Annotated in this window: 25 protein-coding genes, 1 tRNA gene and 1 pseudogene; 17 read left to right on the plus strand and 10 right to left on the minus strand. The window is 48.5% G+C overall.

The window, feature by feature from the left end; genetic code table 11:
* Positions 1-35: 35 nt before the first annotated feature.
* The 9 genes from NST99_RS25340 to NST99_RS25380 all read left to right on the plus strand — a co-directional run bounded on the left by NST99_RS25340 (position 36) and on the right by NST99_RS25380 (position 12,931).
* A complete protein-coding gene (locus NST99_RS25340) occupies positions 36-905 on the plus strand; it encodes an AraC family transcriptional regulator (protein WP_341095335.1) in 870 nt (289 codons plus the stop codon).
* A gap of 126 nt (positions 906-1,031) precedes the next feature.
* The gene (locus NST99_RS25345; protein ID WP_341095337.1) at positions 1,032-3,407 is read left to right on the plus strand and encodes a helix-turn-helix domain-containing protein; all 2,376 of its coding nucleotides are present in this window, start codon (positions 1,032-1,034) and stop codon (positions 3,405-3,407) included.
* A gap of 295 nt (positions 3,408-3,702) precedes the next feature.
* Positions 3,703-5,295, plus strand: coding sequence for an extracellular solute-binding protein (locus NST99_RS25350; RefSeq protein ID WP_341095339.1), 1,593 nt, complete (start codon positions 3,703-3,705; stop codon positions 5,293-5,295).
* A gap of 73 nt (positions 5,296-5,368) precedes the next feature.
* Positions 5,369-6,325 carry an ABC transporter permease gene (locus NST99_RS25355; protein WP_445744988.1) on the plus strand — a complete coding sequence of 319 codons (957 nt, stop codon included), beginning with the start codon at positions 5,369-5,371 and terminating at the stop codon, positions 6,323-6,325.
* Between the two features lie 12 nt (positions 6,326-6,337).
* Complete coding sequence (locus tag NST99_RS25360; RefSeq protein WP_341095341.1) at positions 6,338-7,219, plus strand: carbohydrate ABC transporter permease; 882 nt, start codon at positions 6,338-6,340, stop codon at positions 7,217-7,219.
* A gap of 39 nt (positions 7,220-7,258) precedes the next feature.
* Positions 7,259-8,284 carry a glycoside hydrolase family 88/105 protein gene (locus NST99_RS25365; protein WP_341095343.1) on the plus strand — a complete coding sequence of 342 codons (1,026 nt, stop codon included), beginning with the start codon at positions 7,259-7,261 and terminating at the stop codon, positions 8,282-8,284.
* A 131-nt stretch (positions 8,285-8,415) separates the two neighbouring features.
* Positions 8,416-10,167, plus strand: coding sequence for a DUF2264 domain-containing protein (locus NST99_RS25370; RefSeq protein WP_341095345.1), 1,752 nt, complete (start codon positions 8,416-8,418; stop codon positions 10,165-10,167).
* Positions 10,151-11,284, plus strand: a complete 1,134-nt coding sequence (locus NST99_RS25375; RefSeq protein WP_341095347.1) for a glycoside hydrolase family 88 protein — start codon at positions 10,151-10,153, stop codon at positions 11,282-11,284. Before NST99_RS25370 ends, NST99_RS25375 begins: the two co-directional genes overlap by 17 nt.
* Positions 11,285-11,668: 384 nt before the next feature.
* The gene (locus NST99_RS25380; RefSeq protein WP_341095349.1) at positions 11,669-12,931 is read left to right on the plus strand and encodes a right-handed parallel beta-helix repeat-containing protein; all 1,263 of its coding nucleotides are present in this window, start codon (positions 11,669-11,671) and stop codon (positions 12,929-12,931) included.
* A 567-nt stretch (positions 12,932-13,498) separates the two neighbouring features.
* On the opposite strand, the gene NST99_RS25385 is transcribed toward NST99_RS25380, so the two are convergent.
* The 3 genes from NST99_RS25385 to NST99_RS25395 form a co-directional block, all read right to left on the minus strand.
* A tRNA-Leu gene (locus NST99_RS25385) sits at positions 13,499-13,584 on the minus strand.
* 137 nt (positions 13,585-13,721) lie between these two features.
* Positions 13,722-14,192 carry a WGxxGxxG family protein gene (locus tag NST99_RS25390; RefSeq protein ID WP_341095352.1) on the minus strand — a complete coding sequence of 157 codons (471 nt, stop codon included), beginning with the start codon at positions 14,190-14,192 and terminating at the stop codon, positions 13,722-13,724.
* A 69-nt stretch (positions 14,193-14,261) separates the two neighbouring features.
* Positions 14,262-14,942 carry a M15 family metallopeptidase gene (locus NST99_RS25395; RefSeq protein WP_341095354.1) on the minus strand — a complete coding sequence of 227 codons (681 nt, stop codon included), beginning with the start codon at positions 14,940-14,942 and terminating at the stop codon, positions 14,262-14,264.
* A 129-nt stretch (positions 14,943-15,071) separates the two neighbouring features.
* Here NST99_RS25395 and NST99_RS25400 point away from each other — a divergent pair, with 129 nt between their 5' ends.
* The 4 genes from NST99_RS25400 (at position 15,072) to NST99_RS25415 (ending at position 17,534) form a co-directional block, all read left to right on the plus strand.
* Complete coding sequence (locus tag NST99_RS25400) at positions 15,072-15,233, plus strand: hypothetical protein (RefSeq protein WP_197073616.1); 162 nt, start codon at positions 15,072-15,074, stop codon at positions 15,231-15,233.
* Between the two features lie 173 nt (positions 15,234-15,406).
* Positions 15,407-16,297 (plus strand): ATP-binding cassette domain-containing protein, encoded by an 891-nt coding sequence (locus NST99_RS25405; RefSeq protein WP_341095357.1) that lies wholly within the window; start codon positions 15,407-15,409, stop codon positions 16,295-16,297.
* Positions 16,294-17,100 (plus strand): hypothetical protein, encoded by an 807-nt coding sequence (locus tag NST99_RS25410; protein WP_341095359.1) that lies wholly within the window; start codon positions 16,294-16,296, stop codon positions 17,098-17,100. The genes NST99_RS25405 and NST99_RS25410 overlap by 4 nt, the downstream gene beginning before the upstream one ends.
* Complete coding sequence (locus NST99_RS25415) at positions 17,097-17,534, plus strand: hypothetical protein (protein WP_341095361.1); 438 nt, start codon at positions 17,097-17,099, stop codon at positions 17,532-17,534. The genes NST99_RS25410 and NST99_RS25415 overlap by 4 nt, the downstream gene beginning before the upstream one ends.
* Positions 17,535-17,709: 175 nt before the next feature.
* On the opposite strand, the gene NST99_RS25420 is transcribed toward NST99_RS25415, so the two are convergent.
* Entirely contained in the window at positions 17,710-18,051 is a 342-nt protein-coding gene (locus tag NST99_RS25420) for a YolD-like family protein (protein WP_038595306.1), read from the minus strand.
* Between the two features lie 182 nt (positions 18,052-18,233).
* Here NST99_RS25420 and NST99_RS25425 point away from each other — a divergent pair, with 182 nt between their 5' ends.
* Entirely contained in the window at positions 18,234-18,461 is a 228-nt protein-coding gene (locus NST99_RS25425) for a hypothetical protein (protein ID WP_341095362.1), read from the plus strand.
* Positions 18,462-18,551: 90 nt separating this feature from the next.
* Here the strand turns inward: NST99_RS25425 and NST99_RS25430 are convergent, their stop codons facing one another.
* Entirely contained in the window at positions 18,552-19,196 is a 645-nt protein-coding gene (locus NST99_RS25430) for a hypothetical protein (protein ID WP_341095364.1), read from the minus strand.
* 191 nt (positions 19,197-19,387) lie between these two features.
* On the opposite strand from NST99_RS25430, the pseudogene NST99_RS33795 reads away from it, so the two are divergent.
* Together NST99_RS33795 and NST99_RS25435 are read left to right on the plus strand one after the other, a co-directional pair.
* Positions 19,388-19,456, plus strand: a pseudogene (locus tag NST99_RS33795) (zinc-ribbon domain-containing protein); the annotation flags it as partial.
* 50 nt (positions 19,457-19,506) lie between these two features.
* Complete coding sequence (locus tag NST99_RS25435) at positions 19,507-19,758, plus strand: PH domain-containing protein (protein ID WP_341095366.1); 252 nt, start codon at positions 19,507-19,509, stop codon at positions 19,756-19,758.
* 141 nt (positions 19,759-19,899) lie between these two features.
* Here NST99_RS25435 and NST99_RS25440 read toward each other — a convergent pair whose 3' ends face one another.
* The 3 genes from NST99_RS25440 to NST99_RS25450 form a co-directional block, all read right to left on the minus strand.
* The gene (locus NST99_RS25440; protein ID WP_341095367.1) at positions 19,900-21,375 is read right to left on the minus strand and encodes a glycosyl hydrolase; all 1,476 of its coding nucleotides are present in this window, start codon (positions 21,373-21,375) and stop codon (positions 19,900-19,902) included.
* 231 nt (positions 21,376-21,606) lie between these two features.
* Entirely contained in the window at positions 21,607-21,867 is a 261-nt protein-coding gene (locus NST99_RS25445) for a hypothetical protein (RefSeq protein WP_341095368.1), read from the minus strand.
* Positions 21,868-21,906: 39 nt separating this feature from the next.
* On the minus strand, positions 21,907-22,323 hold the full coding sequence (locus tag NST99_RS25450) for a cytidine deaminase (RefSeq protein ID WP_341095370.1): 417 nt from the start codon (positions 22,321-22,323) through the stop codon (positions 21,907-21,909).
* Between the two features lie 211 nt (positions 22,324-22,534).
* Between NST99_RS25450 and NST99_RS25455 the strand changes: the two genes are divergently transcribed.
* A complete protein-coding gene (locus NST99_RS25455) occupies positions 22,535-22,972 on the plus strand; it encodes a NucA/NucB deoxyribonuclease domain-containing protein (RefSeq protein ID WP_341095372.1) in 438 nt (145 codons plus the stop codon).
* A 68-nt stretch (positions 22,973-23,040) separates the two neighbouring features.
* On the opposite strand, the gene NST99_RS25460 is transcribed toward NST99_RS25455, so the two are convergent.
* Positions 23,041-23,307: a hypothetical protein gene (locus tag NST99_RS25460; RefSeq protein ID WP_341095374.1), complete on the minus strand. Its 267-nt coding sequence runs from the start codon at positions 23,305-23,307 to the stop codon at positions 23,041-23,043.
* Positions 23,297-23,509 (minus strand): hypothetical protein, encoded by a 213-nt coding sequence (locus tag NST99_RS25465; RefSeq protein WP_341095375.1) that lies wholly within the window; start codon positions 23,507-23,509, stop codon positions 23,297-23,299. Before NST99_RS25465 ends, NST99_RS25460 begins: the two co-directional genes overlap by 11 nt.
* Positions 23,510-23,647: the final 138 nt, after the last annotated feature.

A 23,647-nucleotide genomic window follows, 5' to 3' on the forward strand; every position in this document is an offset into this window, starting at 1 on the left:
ACAAAATTGATTTTTTATATTCAGGAGGTCAGTCAATGTTAGAGCCATCTTCTTATGCTTTTCGAAATGAAGATAAATCAATCTTGACTCTGGATTCTATTGGTTGGCAGAGGGTCAGAAGTACTGAATACAGTTTCTCTGGTGACGAACGGCCGGATTCAGGACATGTCATTTTCCAATATACACTCAGCGGCCAGGGCTGGATTGATGTGGATCAGCAGATCGTGCCTGTGCCTAAAGGTTCCGGATTTCTGGTCCAAATTCCCAGTAAACACCGATACTACTACAATGATCAGACGCAGCCCTGGGAAATTCTATGGCTTAATCTAAGAGGCGAAGAAGCCAATCGGATCTGGAAGATGATCATAGAACAGGAGGGACATGTAATTCAACGAGAGGCAACTTCTCCCGTCATCACGGGATTGCAGGAACTGCTGCGGAAGATTTCCGAAGAGAAGATTACCGATAAGTATGTATTGTCTACTGAGATCTACAGTTGGATGCTGACCTTGGTCAGAACAAGCCGGGAGGTCACCAAAGATATTAGCGCAGCTACCAGCTCAATCATCCTGAAGGCCAAAAAGTATCTGAAGGAGAACTACGCAGCTCCGCTGACTCTTGACATGCTTTCTGAACACTGCGGAATCAACAAGCATCACTTATGCCGGCTGTTCCAGAAATCCGATCAGATCTCTCCCCTGGCTTATCTGCGGGAACGGCGGGTAGAAGCCGCTGTCTCTCTGCTGCGTACTACCGATCTCTCCATTCAGGAGATAGGCCGGCAATGCGGCTTTGACAGTCCCAGCTACTTCGGCAAAGTGTTCCGTGAACACATGGAAATGACCCCGAAAGACTACCGGATGAAGAAGCTTGAGTTCCCATATGATGCTATTTATTATGAGTAGCCACATCATCATGCTATTAACCTATGCTGTAAAGTAAAGTGTTTCAGGAATGTCAATTGTATTCAACAGGCTGGCCATGTACAATAAACGATGTTGAAAAATAGCAGTTCTGACAGGAGAATGTTGATGGAGAAAATAAAGAACAAATGGTTCAATAGCAGGAGTGTGCTGCTGACCTGGTCTTTATCTTATATGGCCGTGCTGCTGCTTCCGGTTGCATTGAGCTCGATTGTATACTACCAGTCCAGCAAGATGCTCACTGACGAAATTCATCTGGCCAACAATTCCTTGCTCAAACAATTAAGAGAACTGATGGATAAGCAGATTGACGCGGTCAACCGCTTGGACTTCGAGCTGAATTGGAATACGAAGTTCCGTGAACTGGTCGATCAGCACAAGTATGTCATCTTTCCTGAAGAATACATGTATGATCTCCATGATGCCACCAAGGACATGTCCCTCTATCAATCTGCTTATTCGGAGACAGACCTGTTCTATATCTACTTGGCTTCCCGCGATACCATCCTGCTTCCCGGAGTTTACCGGAACACAAGATTTGCCTACGCTGAGAATCACCAGTCCGATAGCTTAAGCTATGAAGAGTGGATTGATATTCTGCAAAGGAAGAAATTCAAAGGCTTCGTGCCCGTGAAACGTACGAACGAGAATGGCGTTTCTATGGAAGCGCTCGCATATGTAAGCACCTATGATTATGAAGATGATCAGCCCTTAGGCGCTAATGTGATTCTGCTCGACAAGTCCAAAATACTCTCCTCCCTGCTTAACATCGAAGCCTTCAGTAAAGGACATGTCGTGATCGCAGATTCCGACAACAATGTGCTCGTATCCAATTCGAATACTGACCTTCCTGCCCGGTTGCCCTTCGGCAAACAGCCCGGTGCAGGCGGCATGTTCATCTGGGAGTCCGAAGGTCAGCAGTACGAAGTATTCTCTATTCAGTCAGCAGTTTCCAGCCTCAGATATATTTCCATGATTCCCAGTGAAGTCTATTGGAAAAAAGCGGAGCTGGTCCGCAAACTGACGGTGATGAGCATTCTGGCCAGCCTGCTCGGCGGCGGAGGTCTGACATATATTTTTCTGCGTAAAAACTATAATCCGATCCAGCGAATTGTACGCGCTTTCAATAATAAAGTATCTCTCCGGGAGAAAGGAGCGAACGAATTTCTTTTTATCCAGCAGGCGGTGGACAGCACTTTGAATGAAATGGACAATATGATGCTGGAAATGAAGAAACAGCACTACAGCCTCCGTTCTAATTACATCATGAGATTACTCAAAGGCAAGCAAGAACACGAGCTTCCTTTGGCTGAAGCTTTGAGTGCCTTTGATATTCAGCTGCTCTCTGAAGATTTCGGCATCCTTTTATTTTATCTGGAGGATGTGGACATCTTCCTGGAACGTGTTCAAGGAAAAACAGCGGATGAGAAGCTGCGGCTGCTGCATTTTATTGTGAGGAATGTGGTGGAGGAGCTTGTCAATGTCAGACACCGGGGCTATCTGGTTGAGACAGATGAGACGATGCCCTGTCTGATCAGCCTGTCTGAGATCCCTGCAGAGGAGCAGGCGGATGATCTGCTTCAGGCGGCCCGCAGCGCCCAAGAGTTTCTTGCGCATAAGTACAGTATCTATATTACCGTTTCTATCAGCCAGGTTCACCGCGGACTTCATCAGATTCCTCAAGCTTATCAGGAAGCTCTGGAGGCCATGGAGTATAAGCTGGTTATGGGCAAACAGGAAGTGTTGTCCTATGAAGACATCCAGAGATATAACATCCGGGCAGAGACCGATTCAGGTTATTATTACCCTCTTCAGAGCGAGCAACAGCTGATTAACTATGTTAAAGTAGGTGATTTCCAGGCGGCTCAAGGCGCCCTGGATGAAATCCTGCAGATGAATTTCTCAAATCACCCTGTAAAGCTGCCGCTAGCGCGTTGTCTTATACTCGATCTGGCCGGCACCTTGATCAAGAGCATCGGAGAACTGACTGCCAGTCAGAACAACATCCTGATCCAGAATCCTAAACGCATCGACAGACTTTATTCGTCAGAGACGCTTACAGAAATGCAGGAGCAGCTTGAGGGTATGCTTAGGGAAGTGTGCGACTATGCCCGGGCTAAGCGGCTGCAGCATGTTCAGGAGAACCGCCAAGAGGCCTTGAGTGAGCTGATCAACAAGGTATCGGCCTTTATCGATGAGCGATATACCGATCCGGGCTTGAATGTTTCTCTGCTCGGACAGCAATTTGATATGAAGCCTACATATCTGTCCAGGCTGTTCAAGGAACAATCCGGGGAAGGGCTCATGGATACGATCAATAAGAAGCGGATTTCCTGGTCCAAGCAGTTAATTACGGAGCAGCGGCTGACGGTGAATGAGGCGGCGGAGAAATCAGGCTTCAATGATGTCGGCACTTATATCCGCACGTTTAAGAAAATTGAAGGGATTACCCCAGGCAAGTATAAAGAGATCGCCGAGGACTAACCCACCCTCCCCCTGCTTGTCACCATCCATGACAGGCGGGGATTTTTTATGTCAATCCTACTGGAAAAGTCCGGTTATATTCCCATTGCCTATTCGTTTGTCTAAATTGCCGATCCCACGGCGCCCTTTTCAATCCGATTGGATATTCTGCGCATGTACAGTAACACCGGGCGGACCTTATAGTTATGGCATGAACCGCCGCGAAGCAGCAGGTTCTTAGCACATGTTAATGAAGTACACTCAGGGAGGGTTAACAAGAATGAGAAAAGCAAGCAGAAAGCTAATGTTTTCTCTTATGACATTCCTATTAGCGGGCAGCGCGCTTGCGGGATGCTCGGAGAACAACGCTGAGAACGAACCAGCTTCCAGCCCGGACATGTCATCAGAATCAGCAGTGGTATATCCCTTGAAAACGGACACCAAGCTCACTTATTGGGGAGCACTGCCTAACAATCTGACGGGGGTGAAGTCCGCGCATGCGGAGGTTCCTTTTTATCAGGAATGGCAGAAACGCACAGGGATTACAGTGGATTTCACAACCCCTCCGGCTAACCAGGTCGACGAATCCTTCAACGTGATGCTGGCCTCAGGAGAATTGCCCGATTTGCTGGAGTATAACTTCTTCAACTTCCCGGGCGGCCCGGAAAAGGCAATCAAAGACGGTTACATCCTGGAACTCAATGACCTGATTGACAAATATGCGCCGAATTATAAGAAGTATCTGCAAGAGCATCCCGAGATTGAGAAAATGGTTAAAACCGACAATGGAAGCTACTATTCCTTCCCTTTCATCCGTGTAGATGAAACCCAGCTTACGTTCCAGGGTCCGGTGATCCGGAAGGATTGGCTGGATGAGCTGGGTCTGCCCGTACCTGAAACGATCGACGAATGGACCACTACTTTGAAAGCGTTTAAGGAGAAAAAAGGAGCTGCTGCACCGATCTCCTTTGTCGGCAAGCCGCGTGTCTTCAATGAGCTCGGGAACGGTGCTTTTATTGGCGCATTTGGCGTTACCCGCGATTTCTATCTGGAGGATGGAAAGGTTAAGTTCGGTCCGGCTGAGCCGGGCTATAAGGAATTCCTGAGCCTGTTCCATCAGTGGTATGCTGACGGGCTGCTGGATAAAGATGTGGCTACAGTGGATTCCAAGGTGATGGATGCCAACATTACGTCGGGTGCGACAGGAGCTACCTGGGCTAACTCAGGCGGGGGTATCGGCAAGTGGACGCCTATCCTCAAAGGAATAGATGCCAAGGCCTCCATTGTCGCTGCGCCTTATCCGGTTCTCGAAAAAGGCACCACGCCAAAGTTCGGTCAACGGGATTATGCCTACTCCACCGGCGGGATGGTAGCCATCTCGGCAACATCCAAGAATGCGGAGCTGGCGGTCAAATTGCTCGATTATGGCTACAGCGAGGAAGGACAGCTGCTCTTTAATTTCGGAATCGAAGGCGTCAGCTACACCATGGAAAACGGCAGTCCGAAATTCACTGATCTTATCATGAACAACCCCGACAAGCTGGCCCCTGCTCAAGCCATGTCTCTGTATATCCGGGGCAATACCGGAGGCCCATTTATTTCCGATAAGCGGGTTTCCGAGCAATACCTGAACTTGCCGGAACAGCAAGACGCGGTAGCCTTATGGAAAAATACAGATATGGCTAACTACCAGCTTCCGCTCGTTACGCCAACTCCTGAAGAAAGTGCAGAATTCGCCAACATCATGGCCGATGTGAACACGCTGGTGGACGAAATGACATTAAAGATTATCCTGGGTACAGAGCCGCTGGATGCCTATGATAAATATCTGGAAAAACTTAATTCCGTCAAGCTCTCGCGTGCCATTGAAATTAAACAGGCAGCGCTGGAGCGGTATTTGAAGCGCTAAACCACAAGCCACACCGGGAGCAGACAGAACAAACAGTCCCTGCTCTGCTCCCGTAAGGAGGAAAAGAGAAACCATGGCCAAACTAGCTCCAATGACGGGAGTACAAACTACCCTAAATAATAGCTTCAAGCATCGTTTCATCCGGGATTTCAAACTGAACAAACTGTTGTATTTCATGATGATCCCAGTGATGCTCTATTACGTTGTTTTTCATTATGCACCGATGTATGGGGCGATTATAGCCTTTAAAGATTTTTCACCGATGAAAGGGATTGTAGACAGTGACTGGGTAGGACTCCAGCACTTTCAGGACTTCTTCTCCAGCTACTATTTCTGGCGGATTCTAAAAAACACGGTAGTCATCAGTTTGTATTCTATTGTATTTATGTTTCCGGCTCCGATCATACTGGCTCTGCTTATCAATGAAGTCAGGAATCAGTCCTTCAAACGTGTGGTGCAGACCTTTTCATATATGCCCTACTTTATTTCACTCGTCGTGATTTGTGGAATGATCACGGACTTCACCAACAGCAACGGGGTTATTAATACATTATTCTCTTGGATCGGTTATGACGGAACCGCTATGCTGCAGAAGCCTGGTCTGTTCCGCCCGATTTATATTCTTTCCGAAATCTGGCAGAAAGTCGGCTGGGAATCAATTATTTATATTGCCGCCCTGGCGGGCATCGATCAGGAACAGTATGAAGCAGCCCGGATTGACGGTGCCAACCGCCTGAAGCAAATGCTGCACATTACGCTTCCCGGAATCATACCCACAATTACCATTATGTTTATCCTCCGGATGGGCAATATGCTAAATGTCGGCTTTGAGAAAATCATTCTGCTCTACAATCCCGTAACCTATGAAACGGCTGACGTGATTTCCTCCTTTGTGTACCGTAAAGGCCTGCTGGAATTCGGCTGGAGCTACAGCTCAGCTGTAGGTCTGTTCAACTCGCTCGTTAATCTCATTCTATTGATCTCGGCCAATTATATCAGCCGCAGAGTCAATAAAACCAGTCTTTGGTAGGAGGAAACCGTTATGCATGCCGAAAAAGGCTTCAAAAATAAGGCATTTGATTTCATTATTAATACCGCTCTGATTCTTCTTGTTATAGTTACGCTCTACCCGCTTTTATATGTGCTATTCGCTTCTTTCAGTGATTCCTCACAGCTGGTTGCGAACAAAGGTTTTTTATATAAACCGTTAGGCTTCAGCTTAGAAGCCTATCGAAGCGTTTTTAGTAATCCCGGCATTATCAAAGGTTATGGCAATACACTGTTCATTCTGATCTTCGGTGTCACGCTCAACATGCTTCTGACTTCCATAGCGGCCTATGTGTTATCCAGAAAAAATGTAATGTGGAACAGTGCCTTTACCCTGCTGATCGTGTTCACGATGTTCTTCCACGGCGGCCTGATCCCGATGTATTTGATCGTAAAGGGAGTCGGTCTGATTGATTCCATATGGGCAACCATCATACCGTTCGCCGTAAGCACCTTTAACCTGATTATTATGCGTACCGCATTCTCCGCCATTCCCGAGAGCCTTGAGGAATCGGCAAAGATTGACGGAGCCAATCATTTGACGATCCTGTTCCGGATCATTCTGCCTTTATCTAAGCCCGTCGTAGCCGTGATGGTCCTCTATTATGCCGTGGAGAAATGGAATGCCTGGTTCTACGCCTCTATCTTTCTGAAGGACCGCAACCTGTTCCCGCTTCAGCTGATCCTCCGTGAAATCCTGATTTCCAACTCGACGGACAACATGGCCACAGGAGCCAGCTCGGCTGATCAATTCATGATTGGAGAAACCATTAAATATGCCACGATAATAGTAGCGACGGTCCCAATCCTGTGTGTGTATCCCTTTGTGCAAAAGTACTTTGAGAAAGGCGTTATGATCGGTGCGGTGAAAGGTTGACCGATCAGCCCATATATAGCAGAAAGGTGGAAGACAGTAATGACTGTTTTACAATTCGACGAACAAGCGATCCGCGATGCCCTCGACCGTGTGGTACAGCGGACCTTTCAAATGGATTTCGACTGGGACTGGCCGGGAGGCGTGGCCTTCTATGGAGTCGCAGAGGCATATGAAGCAACTGGCCAAGAAGAATATATGAATCAACTGAAGGAATGGGTAGATGAGCAGCTGGAAGACGGATTACCCCGTCTTACCGTTAATGCGGTGTCCATTGGACATACCCTGCTTTCTTTGTACCAGGCTACCGGGGATAACGTATACAAGGATCATGCTGTGCAGATGGCTGAATTCCTGAAGCACGATGCCGTGAGATTTGCAGATGGGGTCTTCCAGCACACCGTGAATTCAGAAGCTTACAACTTTCCCCAGCAGGCTTGGGTGGATACGCTATTTATGGCCGGCTATTTCCTGGTAAGAATCGGGCATCTGCTGGGGCGTGAGGATTATCTGGAGGATGGAATACTGCAATATCATGGGCATGAGCGTTTCCTTCAGAATCCTGTAACCAACCTGTACTGCCATGGCTGGGACCATGTGTCACAGACTAATATGTCCGGAATATTCTGGGGGAGAGGCAATGCCTGGGCTGCTATCACGATGGCCCGCGCCCTGCGGATGATTCATGTTACCCATCCTTCATTCATGGTCATTGATGGTTCCCTCAGAGACCAGCTCAGCGCCTTGGTACGCCTGCAAGGAGAGGATGGATTATGGAAGACGGTACTTACCAATCCTGAGTCTTATTCTGAAGTCTCCGCTTCGGCTGGTATTGCCGCTGCTCTGCTCTCCAAGGGCAAGCTCTACAACAAGGCTATCAACCGGGCGACTGCCGGCATTCTGTCCAGCATATCCCCGGATGGATCGGTACAGAACGTGTCTGCCGGTACGGCAGTAATGCAGAATGCAGCAGGCTACATGGGAGTACCGCGCCAGCGGATACAAGGCTGGGGGCAAGGATTGACTCTTGTATTCCTCGCATCTCTTTTGAACCACCGGGAAGTATAGACTATTTGTTATGAATGTATAACCAGAGCGCTTGATCCTGGAGTGGCGGCTGTTGCTGCCACTCCCTATCTGATGGATTGGACTTATGTCGCACAGTGGCTTGACTATGCGCAGAAAGGTGGATGACAGCTATGGAAGCAGTAACGGATTATGGCAGCAGAGAATTTTATGAAGGCCTGCTCCTTTCCATGATAGAGCCCTTAAAGGGTCGTTTCAGCCCGGGAAAGGCAAGACTTCAGCTTGGTGCTGAAACGGCCGGATACGGGAACAGGATTGCCGGCATGGAAGGCTTTTCACGGCTGCTATGGGGGCTGGTCCCTTATTGGGCCGGCGGCGGTGAAGATGTAAGCCTGCTTCCGGTTTATCTGGAGGGGCTTGCCAGCGGGACAAATCCGGATGCTCCCGAATATTGGGGAGACCTGCATGATAAAGACCAGCGGATGGTGGAAATGGCCGCCATCGCCTTTGGTCTGCTGATGATTCCGGAGAAATTATGGGAACCTCTGGCGGAGCATAGCCGCACCCATCTGGCAGCATGGCTGGGTCAGATTAACCTGTATTCCTTGGCCGAAAACAATTGGCAGTATTTCAATGTCATTACCAACCTGGCCCTGAAGCATGTGGGAAGTCCCTATAGCAATGAGCGGATGGAGGAGGCGATGGCTAAATATGAGTCCTTCTATTTGGGGAATGGCTGGTATTCCGATGGATTGCGGCCGCAAAAGGATTACTATATATCCTTTGCCATTCATTTTTATTGCCTCCTGTACGCCAAGTTTATGGAAGAGGAAGATCCGGTAAGATCAGCACTGTTTAAAGCAAGAGCCAAAGAATTTGCCGGAACATTTATCTACTGGTTTGATGATGAAGGCAAAGCGCTGCCCTTCGGAAGGTCCATGACCTACCGCTTTGCACAGGCGGCCTTCTGGAGCATGAGCGCCATGCTGGAGCTGGATGTCCTACCGCCGGGGGTACTCAAAGGGCTAATCGGGCGGCATATGGAGCAGTGGCTCCGGCAGCCCATTTATGACAATGGCGGCGTGTTATCCATCGGTTATGCGTATCCGAATCTCAATATGTCAGAGGGATATAATGCCTCCGGTTCCCCCTATTGGGCCTTCAAAACCTTCGCCCTCCTCGCCCTTCCCGCGGAACACGAGTTCTGGAAAGTGAAGAGCGAGCCCTTGCCCAAGCTGGAAAAACAGATGGTCATCCCAGAGTGTAATATGCTCATCAGCCGCAGGGGGTATGATGTTACGGCGCTTACGGGTGGGCAATATCCGGTTCTGCAGCTTACCCACGCAGCGGAAAAATATGCGAAATTCGCTTATTCCACCCGGTTCGGTTTCAGCTGTCCCAGATCGTACTGCCAGTTGCACGAGGCAGGAACCGATAGTATGCTGGCTTTTTCCGTTCACAATATGATTTACGTAAGAAGAGGTTGCCTGGAATTTTCCGTCACCGAAACAGAGGTATATTCCAAATGGAGCCCTGTAGAAGGCATCGAGGTGGAGACATGGCTGATTCCCACCGCTAAGGGGCATATCCGGCGCCACATCATCACAAGTCAGCTGGAATGCACCGCTTACGACTGCGGCTTTGCTTATCCGGACTTGCCCGGAGAGACCCGCAGCCACGCGGGCGGCACGCTAGCTGTGGTCACAGATTCTAACGGCAGAAGCACTGCGGCCTCCGAAACCGGCAAAGCGATGGTCATCACCAGCGCGCCCAATACCAATCTGATTTTCCCCACAACGATCATCCCTGCCATCGAATACCGGATTCCCAAGGGAAGAATTCGTGTCGAAACCAGAATTGAAACAGACTTTGCAGACGTCAAAATACGGACAGGAAGTGGAAACGGTTATGAGATATGCAGTTAGTGAAGCAGACCGCCAGTGGGCGGCCCAAGTTTGGGATAAGCTTGCCATAAAATTAAAAGCAGAGTGTCAGCGCACCGGCCCGATCATGCCCTATATTCCAGTCAATGGAACCTACGAAGACATGGGAGAACGTAATCTTGTCTGGTGGACAAACGGCTTCTGGGGCGGCATCCTGTGGCAGATGTACCACGCCACCAAGGACGATGTGTACAAAGAAACGGCTGAACAAATTGAAGCAAGGCTGGATCAAGGGTTCGCTGACTATATAGGCCTGGATCACGACATGGGATTTTTGTGGCTACATACGGCAGTGGCCGATTACCGGCTCACAGGAAATAAGCAATCCCGAATCCGGGGGCTTCATGCAGCAGGTATTCTGGCCGGGCGGTTCCAGCCAGCCGGAGAATATATCCGCGCCTGGAATGAAGGGCTGGAGGGCATCGCCATTGTGGATTGCCTGATGAATCTGCCGCTGCTGTATTGGGCAGCTGACCAGCGAAAGGACTCCGGCTTAAAGCAGATTGCAATTAAGCACGCAGATATGGCGCTACTGTACGTATTGCGGTCGGATGGCTCCTGCAATCACTTAGTGAAATTTGATACGGAAACCGGCGAGTATCTGGATAATCCGGGAGGCCAAGGGTATGAAAGCGGCTCTTCCTGGACCCGCGGCCAGTCCTGGGCCATCTATGGCATGGCGCTTTCCTACCGGTATACCAAGAAGCCGGAATATCTGAATGCCGCCAAACGGACGGCGCATTATTTCATCGCGAGTGCGGCCGTGAATGATTACGAGGTGGTCATCGATTTCCGTTCGCCGGAGGAGCCTGTTTATTATGATACGACTGCCGCCGTATGCGCCGCTTGCGGACTGCTGGAGCTATCGGAATTTGTAGGCGAGTATGAGAAAGGGTTGTATATAAAGGCGGCGGTCCGTCTCTTGAGAAAGATCGACGAGAAATTCTGTGAGTGGAACCCCGAAATGGATTCGATCGTCTCCCACGGCTCCGGAAAGTATCACCGGGAGTCGGACCGGGAAGTACCAATCATTTACGGCGACTACTTTTTCCTGGAAGCAATCCTTCGGTTGCTGGACCGAGACTTTTTGATTTGGTAAAAGGAGGCCGCTAACCTCTAATTCTTCATAGAAATAGGGGGTCCCGAAAAGATATGCTCCCCATATAGTAGACAGGTGAAATAATAAAAACCTGTTACTGTATGGGGAGCATTTTTATGGAACAAAAGAAGTTTACAGCGCTCGTACCAAGACGCCCAATCGAATTTACCATGCCGCCGCGTCTCACATATGTCTCAAATGTTGATGCTGCCTTCGATCAACCGTACCTGGATATCCATTTTTACTCCTAACTACCTATGATTGCTTCTACCTCTGAAACGAATTAAAAATGAAAAATTCAGTTGAAAAGACCTATGAAATAATCATGAAATAATAACGATAGAATATAGGATATACCAATTCAATTTGCAGGGAGAAGATTTTGTGAAGAAAATAGGTAGTTTGTTGGTGATCGGTTGTATGCTTGCAGCATTTTTCATGGCATTCTCTGTTTATGCAACAAGTACAGCAAGTTATTACGTTTCACCGGCTGGCAGTGACAGCAATCCAGGAACCGAAAGTAAACCATTTAAGAGTTTGATGAAAGCACAATCAGCAGCGTCCTCCGGGGAAACCGTATATATTCGTGGAGGTGTTTATGATGAGTTTGAAATTGCAAAAACCGATAGTACTTACAATTATGTAAATGATTTTATCAAGAGCGGGATTTCCTATGTGGCTTATCCTGGAGAACGCCCTGTTTTCGATTTTCAAAATGTACCTACTAATTTACGTGTCGCTGCTTTTTATGTTGAAGATGGTGTGACTGGCATCACGTTCAATGGATTTGATGTCATAGGGATTAAAGTAGGGGAACGGGAGCAATCTGAAGCCTTTAGAATTAAAGGGCAAGCCGATATCACTAATGTGGCTGCTCATAATAATGAAGCGATTGGTTTTTACTATACTGGACGTGGAACAGGAACTGTCCTGAATTCGGATGCTTATAACAATATTGGACCTACTGATGTATCTGCTAAAAATACAGATGGTTTTGGTGCTCATGGAGGAGCTGTTTCTTTCATTAACTCCCGCGCCTGGAATAACAGTGATGATGGTTTTGACAGTATCAGTTCAACCGGAGCAGTGATTTATGACCATTGCTGGTCGTTTAATAATCAGGGGAATCAAAATGGTGTAGGTGACCAAAATGGGTTTAAGGTTGGCGGATATGCTTACAGAACAACTGGAATTCCAGATCCCTTGCCGATACATACCGTTAAATACTCCTTAGCTGTTAATAACGGAGCTAATGGCTTTTATGCTAATCATATGCCAGGACAATCCGCTAACTGGACTAATAACACAGCCTATAACAATGCTAAATCTAACTTTGATATGCTAGAACGGGTTAGTCCAACTGATATAAACAACATACCTGGTTACAGAGAAATTTTACATAATAACATTGCTTACAAAGGTACAACAATAAGAAATGATAACAATTCAACAGAAAATGTAGCCAATAACTCTTGGACAATTGATGGTGGTCTTCAGATCACTTCCGAAGATTTTGTAAGCTTGGATACGTCCCAATTATCTGCACCCAGAAAATCAGACGGCAACTTACCTGATGTTACATTTATGAAGCCTGTATCCTCCAGTCCTCTCTTCAAATACGATTTAGGCTATCTTGCTGACAAATAAGACATCTGGTTTCCTTACAGACCCAATAACATGAATAAGGCTGCAGGTGATATTTATCCCTGAGTCTTTTTTTATTTTAGCTTTTGGCTCGATTGAACATACCACTAGTACTCAGACGGTAGTCCCCCTGCCACTCATTAGAACAAAGAGGTGAAATGCTTCGAAACTTTGATAAACGTCTATTACTGCGAACACATACAGCTTATGATTGTTATTAGTATCAATTTAAAAGATGAGTAAGGGTGAAACTAGATGAGAAAACGATGACAAGTTCACTCTTAATGTCAAGAAAGCCTTCAGCAGCTATGTAAAGTCCTGTCTTACAGTCATTTACTCTCACTTGGAATACAGTTCCAAAGTATCTTCAGTATCAACAATGAGCGGTGTTTTGGTCTTTTAATAAAAAAGATCGCACAGCCCTCAATATTTCATGAGAGTCATGCGATCTTCTCCTCGTTCTCTCCTTCGGAAAAAGGAGAGAACTGCAGGAGAGAACTCGTTAAAAAGTTCTCTCCCAAGTTGTTTTAAAAACCAAGGTTTTCCGGAAAAACCCTTATAAATCAAGGATGCCGAGGACGGGGGTCGAACCCGTACGGTACTCACGTACCGCAGGATTTTAAGTCCTGTGCGTCTGCCTGTTCCGCCACCCCGGCATGAAATGTGCGTTGTAACGCGACAAGAAATATAATATCACGTATCCAGCAAACACGCAATCAAAATCCCAAACATTTTTTTTGCAAAAAAACATCCCGGCCGGAGCCGGGACGGATCAAGATCAAGCGGGCGGGCACTAGCGGCGCTCGCGTTCACCGCTTCTGCTGCGCATACCGGCCAGCCCAAGTAGTCCTACGAGTCCTAACCAACCCCAGTTCGAGCCGTTGTCGTCATTGTTTGTGGCTGCTGTAGTGGTGCCGGTGGCCCGGTATTTAGTGCCGCGCGAGGCATCTGGATATTGTGTCATAGTGCCATTTGTTCCTGTACGGATCTTATCGTTCATGATCGAATCGTTGTTGTTTGTCGTTCCTGTAGTCCGGTTTAACAGGTTATTATCTTGCTGGTTAAGCATTGGGCCTCCGGTTCTGGTCCCCATGTCGCCCATGGTGTTGCCTGTTCTGTTCTCAGTCCTCATTCCATTCATTCCCGTATCAGGAACTGCCGTGCCCATTCCGCCCGTACCCGCAGCATTGGCTGCGTTACCGGCTCCAAGCAAACTCATCGATAATACTGTACCGCATGCAAGGCTTGTGATCAGCTTCTTCAAGTTGTTATGCCCCCTTCATGGTTTGTCGCTGATAATTTCCCCACAAGGTGCGGCATCTATTCATACAAGTTATTCCTTAACGAGGTTGACGGTCTTGCTTGCGGCATCATAAGTTACCTTGGCGCCAAGCGCTTCGGCAACCGCCCGCACAGGCGCATACGTTGTCCCGTTTTCTACAAGTCCGGTTGTGAGCTTACGCCCGTTCAGCATGATGGAGATCCCTTGTTCCTCTGCCGGTTCGTTTCCGTTGATCTTAGCCAAAGCCTCTTGCACCTGTTGTTCAGTCGGACGTTTTCCGGCCTGTAGCTGAGCGGTTGTAAGTCCGAAGGTCATCTGCAGATGAGGATAGTCTTTAAAGGAAGTCCAATCGCCGCCCCATTCAAACCCCAGCTGTTTAGCTAACGCAGCCACTTCCTGCCAATCTGCGGCCTTATCGCTGTCTCCGTCCCGGTTCATATCCCAGGACACGTTGTTGCCATCCGGCAGCAGCAGCGCAAAATCAATGGCCAATCCGTAATTATGATAACTGCTGCCTCCCCGGGCATTCGTAACAATTGGTCCCTTCTTGGTTCTGCCCTGCGCATAAAGCGCATTCTGCTCTGCAATTGTGCGCATCCCCTGAGTAATGATGATGGGAACACCCTTGGCATAGCTCTGCTGGATCAGCTCACCCGCAGCAGCTTGCAGCACGGGATGAAGCTTGCCCAGCGATCCGGCAGATTTACTCTTAACCTGATCCAATGTCAGCATATAATCACCCCCTGGTATAGTAAATGCCTTCTCATGCTTCATTGCTTGTATACCTGTCTTGATCAAGCTCCCCGGTGGATGATTTCTGCAGGAAAAGGCTAAAATAACAATGAAGGGTGGGATAACACAATGGAGATTCACAGCGATAGCTACAAGGTGGCTGCACTTGCCGATCAGGAAGATGCCGTGGAGGTGATCCGCCAGGCAGAAGCAGCAATTGCCCAAATCACAGGCAACAAAGCTGTTACCCTGATCGCTTATGAGAAGACGGAGGCAACCGGCGTAAATTGAAATGATATACCGGGATAAGCAGTTCATATCAGATGTGGAAAATAATAGATTCAAATGGTAAAATTCATTTGTGAAACTCTTCACAGGAAGATTATTGCCATGACCTTACAGGGCACTTCCAAGAGGAGTGCCTTTTGTATTTTGCTTACCTAAACTGGGCTTGGGGGGCAGATGTGAACATCACTATTCATAATGTAGAACAAGTGTACCGGAATAACAGCCATGCACTGTATCCGGTTCATTTGGAGCTTCACGAAGGGGTTTACGGTTTGCTGGGACCAAACGGAGCGGGCAAGTCCACCTTGATGAATATTCTGACCATGGCCAAAAAGCCGACAAGCGGAACTGTCTACTGCAACGGTGTGGATATCAACACAATCCAAAACGAGTATAAAAGCAAGATCGGCTATTTACCGCAAACCTTTGGACTGTTCCCGGCCTTGTCAGGCCGAGAGTTTCTGATGTATGTTGCCGCTCTAAAAGGATTATCCAAGAGGCATGCAGCGGGCAGAATACAAGAACTGTTAAGTGCGCTTAACTTAAATGAGGTCGGTGACCAGCATATCGCCAGCTACTCCGGCGGGATGAGGCAGCGGATCGGCATTGCCCAGGCTTTGCTTAACAATCCCAAGTTCCTGCTGCTGGATGAACCCTCGGTGGGACTCGATCCCGACGAACGGGTAAATTTGAAGAATCTCATTACCAAGGCCGCGCAAGAAGCAACCGTGATCTACTCCACCCATATTGTGTCCGATATTGAAGCACTGGCTGGAAGCATTATTATTATGAAGCAAGGCAGAATTCTGGCGGCTGGAGCCGTGAACCAATTAACAGAACCTGTAGAAGGCCTGATATGGAAGATGAACGTGGATTACAGCGGGCTTGCTACCCTTCAAGACAAATACATATGCAGCAGCAGCAATAGATCAAGCGACGGAATTGAGGTCCGTGTCCTTTCGTCAACACCGCCAAGCGCCTGGGCCGAGCCGGTCTATCCCACCCTTGAGGATGTCTACCTCTATCTCATCCACCAGGATGAGATCAAAGGGGAATCACCAGCATGACAAGAACCGCCTCAGCCTTAAATCTCCTGTCTGTATCTCTGGTCCTGGTGAAAGAACGCATACGAAGAGCAAGCTTCCTGTGGACAATCGTCGTGTTTGCGTGTTGTACTTATTATTACTTTCCGGCAAGTGATACTACCGGCAGCCTAACCACCGTTATTAAAAACAGTCTCCTTGACGGGCACTACAGAGGAACCTATAACTCCGTATGGATGGGTCTGCTGGTGGTGTTGTTTTTTAACTGTCTGCTGCTATTCGGGGGCATCTTCCTGATCCGAAACTCCATCGGAAGAGATGTTACACTGCAACTGGAGATGTACTATACTACCTCTCCCCTAAATGTGCATCAATATGCGGAATCCAAACGTTTGGCAAATTTCCTCTACCTTGCGCTGGTTGCTCTGGTTGTTGAAGTCATGGCTCTGATCATGCAGCTCAGCAGGGGGGAAAGCTATGCGATTGAGCCTCTTTCCTATTTAATGCCTTTTGTACTGCTGATTTTACCCTTTATCTATGTATTATCCAGCGTGACGGTTTGCATGGAGCTACTCCCCCCGCTGCGCAGAAATCTCGGCAATCTGCTGTTGTTTATCCTGTCCTACGCCTATCTCTCTATAGTCTTCACCGGTGCGAACAAAACAGAGATCAACCCGTACTTCGATGTTACTGGTCTGCAGTTTATCGTTAAGAATGTATTCAGCCAGTTCAGGCAGTACTTTGCGCTGACCCGTCCAAATGATCCTTCCGTTTCCTTTTTGAGACGATCGGCGATTATAACAATACTTTTCAGATGTACACCATGACTTGGGAGTTCAAATTTGTAATCAGCAGGCTCGTTATTGTGCTGGTTGCGTTTATATTTATGCATCTGCTCGTTGCCTTAACAAGCTATGAAAGGATCTTCGGAACCTCCCGTCCCCGGGTCAAACCGGCAAAAGCCAAACGCAGCTCAGCCCGGAAACTGGCGAAATCTCTAGTACCGGTGAATCCAGCCTATACGGCCCCGGCTCCAGCACCTTTTAAGGCCCAATTCATCAGCATCATCCCTTACGAGCTGAGGATTGCCTTCAGGGGATCTGAAAAGCTAATGCTGCTGGTGCTCCCTCTGCTTGCTGCCCAGTATTTCCAGCTTGCATGCGATAGGATTACGGCTGGCCTCCCTAATACCTCTGTTTATTCTGTCAAGCAGCGGATTTCACAAGCAAGAGGCCAATATTTACGCCACTGTAGCCTATAAGAACAAATACTATTTCAGTAAAATAATCATGTACATGCTGCTGCTTGCCTTATTTTTCTCCGGGACCTTATTCAATTTATTCGTACACGCTCAGTACGCCGGTATACTTTCGCTCATTGTGGGAATTACTTTTGTACAAAAAAATATAATCCGCATGCTTTCCGGCAACGGAGCATCAAACGATGTATACCTCCAAAATATCGTCCACGTTGACCCATTTCCATTCCTCCGCCCACTGCAGCTTGAATTCGCGCGAGTGGGTGTGAATGGAGGTCACAAAGCCGCTCAGCAGCTTGCGCTCAAAAGGATCAAACAGCACAACCGTCACACGGACATGCGCCCGCAGCGACAGAGCCAGCGTACACTCGATCTCTTCCAGCTTCTGTTCATCCAGAATCGGCTTAATCGTGCGCAACGTTTCCCGTTCATCTCTTATAATCCGGCTCTTATGCTCCGGCAGCATCATCCGGCTGCTCTCCCATAGGCCATTGCCTTTCAGCTTCTTGCCGAGTGTCATTGCCATTCCCCTTCCCGATAGTTAATACTAAACTTATGTTCCGTATAACACGAACGTATGTTTGTATTATATCCGGAGTCCCGCTTTTTAATCAACCAGAAATAAATGACAGAGGGAATTGCCTGTTTTCCAGAAAATAGGTGTATAATATTATATATTATGAATGGAAAGGAGAACTTCATTTGAAAAAGGATGCTTCTTGGCTTCTTATCATCTCTTCTTTATTACTAGTGATGATTCCTGTTGCTAACAGCAATACACTGTCAGATTGGACCAAAGGAATATCGGTTGGAATGTCCCTTGGCCTCATGCTCGTAACGTTAATGCTTGCCTACATAAACCACAAGGGAATTTCGTTTAGTCAATCCCGCTTCGGTAAATGGAAAAACCGGTTGCTCCGTTCCAAATAACGAACAAAAAGGCGCACTCAGCCTGCAGCTGTGAAGCGCCTTTTACCATTCTGTGTAAGGATGGACCTCAACTTTAATTGTGGGTATTCCTTATTTGCCGCCGGTAACGGTGGATGTCCCGGAATTTGTGCTATCCTCTGTCGTCGGAGCCAGCTTTACGTCCGTACTGCCCTCTGCTGTACCAGACTCCGCATCCGCAGTCCCCGCAGCTTCTGTACCGATCTCGTCCTCGATCAGCCCTACAGCAGCCCTTGCTTCGTTCAGCTTGGAAATGCCATACAGCATCGCCACATCCGCCTGCTGGTTCATTGCATTGAACTCATCGGCCGTAACGTCGGGAGAAACGGCGCTTTTCGAGGCTTGCTCTTTAATGGAGTACGCACTTTTAAAAGCGATTATTGATTCATTCAGCAGCGTTTGGACCTCTTTAGGCAGGCTTTTGGAAATTTTCACATCCCCCACCTCATCGGCAATTTCCGATGTCGTATCCTGGAATTGATCGACCGCTTTCTCCAGCTCCTTGTCCGAAGCTTTTCCTGTCGAATAAGAGGTTAAAGTAGTGTTGAAATTATCCAGGGAAGACTTGCCCTTTTCATCGAATTGTGACATCTTATCGTAGAAGTTTTGTACGGTCTCCTGCGCTTCTTCTTCTGATGCAGGGGCTGAACTATTATTGCTGCAGGCGCTGAGGATAACCACCACCATAAGTAATCCTGTCAGTAAAGCTTTTCTCATTTTTGAATCCCTCCACTTAACAGAATAATAGCGACTTTTGCAAAGTGCAAATGAAAATATTGTAAAATGCGCCCGAATGAATCATTTTCCTAAAATTAAGCGTATTCATGGGTAAAAGATCTCCGGCCGTGACCGGAAATCTAATGGTATACTATAATCATTTCATCCGGAATAAGAGAGGAAGATCCCTTATGGCTTATTGCACAGCCTGCGGCGCGGAAAACAAGCATGGCGCCAAATTTTGCGGAAAATGCGGAGCACCTGTCGATGGAACGGTTCCAGCGGCACCGCACCAAACGTCAGCTAAAGAATGTCCGGCTCAGGTCCGAAAGTCAAGCTGTGGGAGGGCAAACCCGCCGGCATTTCCGACCGCTTCAAAGGCCTTATACGCCTTAACACAACTACTTACACGATCACCAGTCAGCGGATTATGGTCAAGACCGGACTTATCGGCAAGGATCTCGAAGAAGTTGAACTGCTGCGGGTAAATGATTTCTCAGTAGCCCAGTCCATTTCCGGAACGTCTGCTTGGAATCGGAACGCTTACTGTATTCTCCGATGACCCTTCATCACCACAGCTTTTGTTCCGGAAAATCCGCAAGGTGCAGTCTGTGAAGGATGTACTGCGAGGCGCTGTCCGCAACGAGAAAATTGCCAACAACATCAGCTACCGCGAGCAAATCTAAGTTTTCACAGCAGCCCGTTACGGAAGATACAACGCTCCGGCCGGAATAACATCTTTAGGCTGGCTGGAGCTTTCCCACATCAACACCGCCTTCGCATCGCCCTGGTTCTCATAATACTCCACCTTCAGCTCATACAGCTTGCCGGCAATCAGGCCGATGCTGCCCTTGCGCTCCTGCCCGCTCTGCTTCATCCAGCTGTCAATCACCAGCACGCCGTCAATCCACACCCGGATGCCGTCGTCCGAGGAAGTGTAAATCGTATAACCCTCGCTGTAATCCGCCTTTAGCCTGCCGCTCCAGCGCACTGAGAATAAATTGGCCGGAACCGCCGGATCGGGAGCACCCTGCTTCCAGATGAAATTAATATTGGGATCGGTGCGGACCAGCGCCGGAGTACCGCTAAGTGACGCATTATTGTAATACTCTCCCCTAAGTCCTGGCAATGAATTTGCCGGAGGCACCGAAACTGGTACCGCAGCCTTGACGGTATACTCTGACCGCGTGATTACAAAGCTGTCCTTCATAAAAGCCTTAATGACCGCATCACTGTTATTCTCGTACAGCAATTTGCCCCAGGTCATCTGGTACGACCATTTATTCTGCGAACCTGCCAGCAGGGCCGGGGACGGCATCTGTCCGTTCTCCCCAATGGCTATCAGCTTGCCCCGCCCCAGATCCCACAGCGTATCGTAGTGACTCTTTTTGAAATCCCCCTCATAAATATCCAGTGCCAGCACATCCACTTTTCCCGCACCGGGATAATAACCCGCAGGCTCGTCACACCACTGATTTTTGGCATTCGGACTCCACACCCAGAGCAGATTATGCAGCTTATGGTAAACCGTGTACCGCTCGAACATAAGGTTCCAAAGCTCGGTAAAGCGGCGTTTTTGCCCCCACCAGAACCATCCGCCGTTCATCTCATGGTACGGTCTCCACAACACGGGCACACCGGCATCCCTCAGTTTTTTTAAAGAAAGGGCCGTCTTGTCCAGATCCTTCATTAACGCATTGTATTGAGCGGTGCCGGGAGTGAGGTATTTGGCAAAATCAACTTCGCTAAGGCTCATAGAGACATTGGACCAGGCCGGAGCGGTACCCGGTAAATGGGCATGGTAGCTCATCGTCACAATTCCGCCCGCCTTATGCCAGCGCACCGCACTGTCCACCACCGCCTGACGCTGGCTCTCTATAACTTTCTCTGTCTGATTGTTGATCGCACCCAGCTCATAGCCGTGGAGTGCGGCATATTGTCCGCAGGTATTCTTCAGCTTGTTGCTGAATTCATCCGGACTCTCCAGATAATCATGCTGCCCGCTGAGGATTGCCTTGCCTTGCAGCGAATATAACGTATTCAGCACCTTCAAGGCCGGAAGCACCAGTTTGGTGTCCGCCGGAGTTCTAAGCAGACTGCTGAATGCTGCCTGCCACTGGGCATCATTCACCAGCCTTGAAGCCGAATCGAGCATATCCCGGAGTATACGCTGTTCCATCCTTGTTCACCTTCCCTTGGTTTTATACCATGTTATGACAAGGTTTGGGACAAAGTGGCGGCGGATAGACAACAAACGGCCAAAATTATCGGTTCCACAAAGAAACGGCTCCGCACTCCTTTTCCAGGGACGGAGCCATTTATGCGGAAAGATCAGGACGAAATAAAGTATGATACTTTATTAGGAGTTCCGCCAATTGACGCGGCAGCAGTCAGATTGGTGTACTGCCTTTCATGTAGCCATACACGTGGTGCAGTCAAATGCACTTTTACCTCTTATTTCAACAAATTTACCATGTACAGCGGATTCAATTGCATATTTACCTCTCATTGCACCATATAACCCGCATGCGGCGAATTCAAATGCACTTTTACTTCTCATTTCACCATATAGCCGCATGCTGCATCTGCTAGCAAAAAAGAGCCCGAAGGCTCTTTGGTTTGTATCTCCGGCCTGGGCTAATCCTCCCATTGCATGGCCTGCTAATCTCATTGACTCTAGACGTATGTATAATACCGGAACGGCTGCCTCTTACCTTGCATACCGCAAAGGCAACAAATCAATTACATCGACCTTGGTCAGATTGTCATCCTCGATTAGAATGACCTTGCAATCCTTGCCATAGTCAGCGATCAGCTCCCGGCACATGCCGCAAGGTGAGACAACCTTGATCTCTCTGTCCTCGCTGTCCGGGTCCGGGTGCCTCACCGCAACGATGGTATCGAACTCCTTGTACCCCTCGGAAATTGCCTTGCCGATCACCATCGCTTCCGCGCACACAGTAACCCGGGAGAGGCTGGCCTCGAGGTGAACCGCCGTGAAGATCTCTCCTGTCTTGGTGCGCAGGGCCGCACCGACATGATGCCGCTCCCACTCATACCGTTTCTTGATAATCTCCACCGCAGAGGCGATAAGCGTTTGGTCTTCAATTGAAATCTCTTTTCCCATCTCCCTGTCCCCCCTTTATTTTCCTAACTTAGTATACTAAAGGACACTGAATTTACGCTATACTAATTAAGCTATGCTTCCGATGCCAGTTTTGTACGAACCTGAATCATGAAGCTATGCTCACAAAACTTAAGCCTATGCTTCCGATGCCAGTTTTGTACGAAACATAATCCATGAAGCTATGCTCACAAAACTTTTAGGAGGAGCAGATGTGAAAAAGAAGAAATTCATCTCCAGTCTTATCATCATTGCACTGTTGGTCCTGGCGGCTTACTGGTTTGAAGATAATGGCCAGAACGTCACGACGCCTTCTTCGGAAGACTCCGAGGTAGTCCAGCTCGAATTCCCGGCGGATCGTTACCCGGAGACAGCCGGACATATCCAGGAGGCAATCAGCAGCGGGGAATCGGCGATCTGCACCATCAACCGGGGGGAAGCCGAAGCAAACCGCAAGGAATCCTTAAAAGGGGTTCCGACCAAAAAAGGCTACGACCGTGATGAATGGCCGATGGCCATGTGTGACGAAGGCGGTGCCGGAGCCGACATTGAATACATAACGCCAAGCGATAACCGCGGGGCAGGAAGCTGGGTAGGCAATCAGCTGGAGGATTTTGCTGACGGAACTAAGGTAGAATTCATGTTCAAATAACAAAAAAACGGATACCGTCCTCCCGGAGGGTATCCGTTTCTTGTGTACGTAGCGCTACGCAGATTGCCTCAGTCATCCTTCCAGTGGCCGCTGATTGAAGTATGCGCTCCAGGCCCGGGAGTTTCCCAGGCCACCAAAATAACCGCCGATTCTATAGGCTGTGGCGGCTGCCATTGGATATGACCCTCCAGCACCAGCTCGCGAAATCCGGAATAGATTCCCGCCGGTGTCCGCCCGCTGAGCCTTGCAAGCTCAGGCAGTGTTGGCATCCTCCGGAAGTGGTTGCTGAAATGGTACATGATCCTCAGCAGCTTGCGCGCTGTATCATCCAGCATAACGGGCCTTTGCCTGGCGCCAGGCAAGGATGTTTGCTGTCCGGAATACCCTTGGACCGCCCGTGGTCAGACAAGTGGCCCGAAGCAGCCCGGCTTTAATCCCATGAACCTCAACTCTGCGCTGGGTGATGTTCCCCGACTTGTCCTCATATATGATCTCAATTACCTGCCCGATCAGCTTCTCCAATTCTTTTGCACTCATGTAAACCGCCTCCTTAAGAAAGCCCAGGAATATTTGTATGTATTATATGCGAACAAATGTTCTTTATGCAATCTTCCGTGAATTAGGCGTAATATAAAGTGGGATAATATTCCACGCGCGGAGAGCCAAGGTGTTCTA

The organism is Paenibacillus sp. FSL L8-0470, from assembly GCF_038008625.1.
Classification (GTDB): Bacteria; Bacillota; Bacilli; order Paenibacillales; family Paenibacillaceae; genus Paenibacillus_AQ.

Excerpts from the sequence above, each read along its gene's own strand:
- NST99_RS25460 (WP_341095374.1), bottom strand. The coding sequence starts at position 23,307 with ATGCTGGATGATACAGCGCGCAAGCTGCTGAGGATCATGTACCATTTC.
- NST99_RS25370 (WP_341095345.1), top strand. The coding sequence starts at position 8,416 with ATGGAAGCAGTAACGGATTATGGCAGCAGAGAATTTTATGAAGGCCTG.
- NST99_RS25410 (WP_341095359.1), top strand. The coding sequence starts at position 16,294 with ATGACAAGAACCGCCTCAGCCTTAAATCTCCTGTCTGTATCTCTGGTC.
- NST99_RS25465 (WP_341095375.1), bottom strand. The coding sequence starts at position 23,509 with ATGAGTGCAAAAGAATTGGAGAAGCTGATCGGGCAGGTAATTGAGATC.
- NST99_RS25445 (WP_341095368.1), bottom strand. The coding sequence starts at position 21,867 with ATGAGATTAGCAGGCCATGCAATGGGAGGATTAGCCCAGGCCGGAGAT.
- NST99_RS25415 (WP_341095361.1), top strand. The coding sequence starts at position 17,097 with ATGACTTGGGAGTTCAAATTTGTAATCAGCAGGCTCGTTATTGTGCTG.
- NST99_RS25375 (WP_341095347.1), top strand. The coding sequence starts at position 10,151 with ATGAGATATGCAGTTAGTGAAGCAGACCGCCAGTGGGCGGCCCAAGTT.
- NST99_RS25440 (WP_341095367.1), bottom strand. The coding sequence starts at position 21,375 with ATGGAACAGCGTATACTCCGGGATATGCTCGATTCGGCTTCAAGGCTG.
- NST99_RS25420 (WP_038595306.1), bottom strand. The coding sequence starts at position 18,051 with ATGACACTCGGCAAGAAGCTGAAAGGCAATGGCCTATGGGAGAGCAGC.
- NST99_RS25360 (WP_341095341.1), top strand. The coding sequence starts at position 6,338 with ATGCATGCCGAAAAAGGCTTCAAAAATAAGGCATTTGATTTCATTATT.
- NST99_RS25435 (WP_341095366.1), top strand. The coding sequence starts at position 19,507 with ATGTCCGGCTCAGGTCCGAAAGTCAAGCTGTGGGAGGGCAAACCCGCC.
- NST99_RS25430 (WP_341095364.1), bottom strand. The coding sequence starts at position 19,196 with ATGAGAAAAGCTTTACTGACAGGATTACTTATGGTGGTGGTTATCCTC.
- NST99_RS25355 (WP_445744988.1), top strand. The coding sequence starts at position 5,369 with ATGGCCAAACTAGCTCCAATGACGGGAGTACAAACTACCCTAAATAAT.
- NST99_RS25340 (WP_341095335.1), top strand. The coding sequence starts at position 36 with ATGTTAGAGCCATCTTCTTATGCTTTTCGAAATGAAGATAAATCAATC.
- NST99_RS25365 (WP_341095343.1), top strand. The coding sequence starts at position 7,259 with ATGACTGTTTTACAATTCGACGAACAAGCGATCCGCGATGCCCTCGAC.
- NST99_RS25450 (WP_341095370.1), bottom strand. The coding sequence starts at position 22,323 with ATGGGAAAAGAGATTTCAATTGAAGACCAAACGCTTATCGCCTCTGCG.
- NST99_RS25345 (WP_341095337.1), top strand. The coding sequence starts at position 1,032 with ATGGAGAAAATAAAGAACAAATGGTTCAATAGCAGGAGTGTGCTGCTG.
- NST99_RS25350 (WP_341095339.1), top strand. The coding sequence starts at position 3,703 with ATGACATTCCTATTAGCGGGCAGCGCGCTTGCGGGATGCTCGGAGAAC.
- NST99_RS25400 (WP_197073616.1), top strand. The coding sequence starts at position 15,072 with ATGGAGATTCACAGCGATAGCTACAAGGTGGCTGCACTTGCCGATCAG.
- NST99_RS25395 (WP_341095354.1), bottom strand. The coding sequence starts at position 14,942 with ATGCTGACATTGGATCAGGTTAAGAGTAAATCTGCCGGATCGCTGGGC.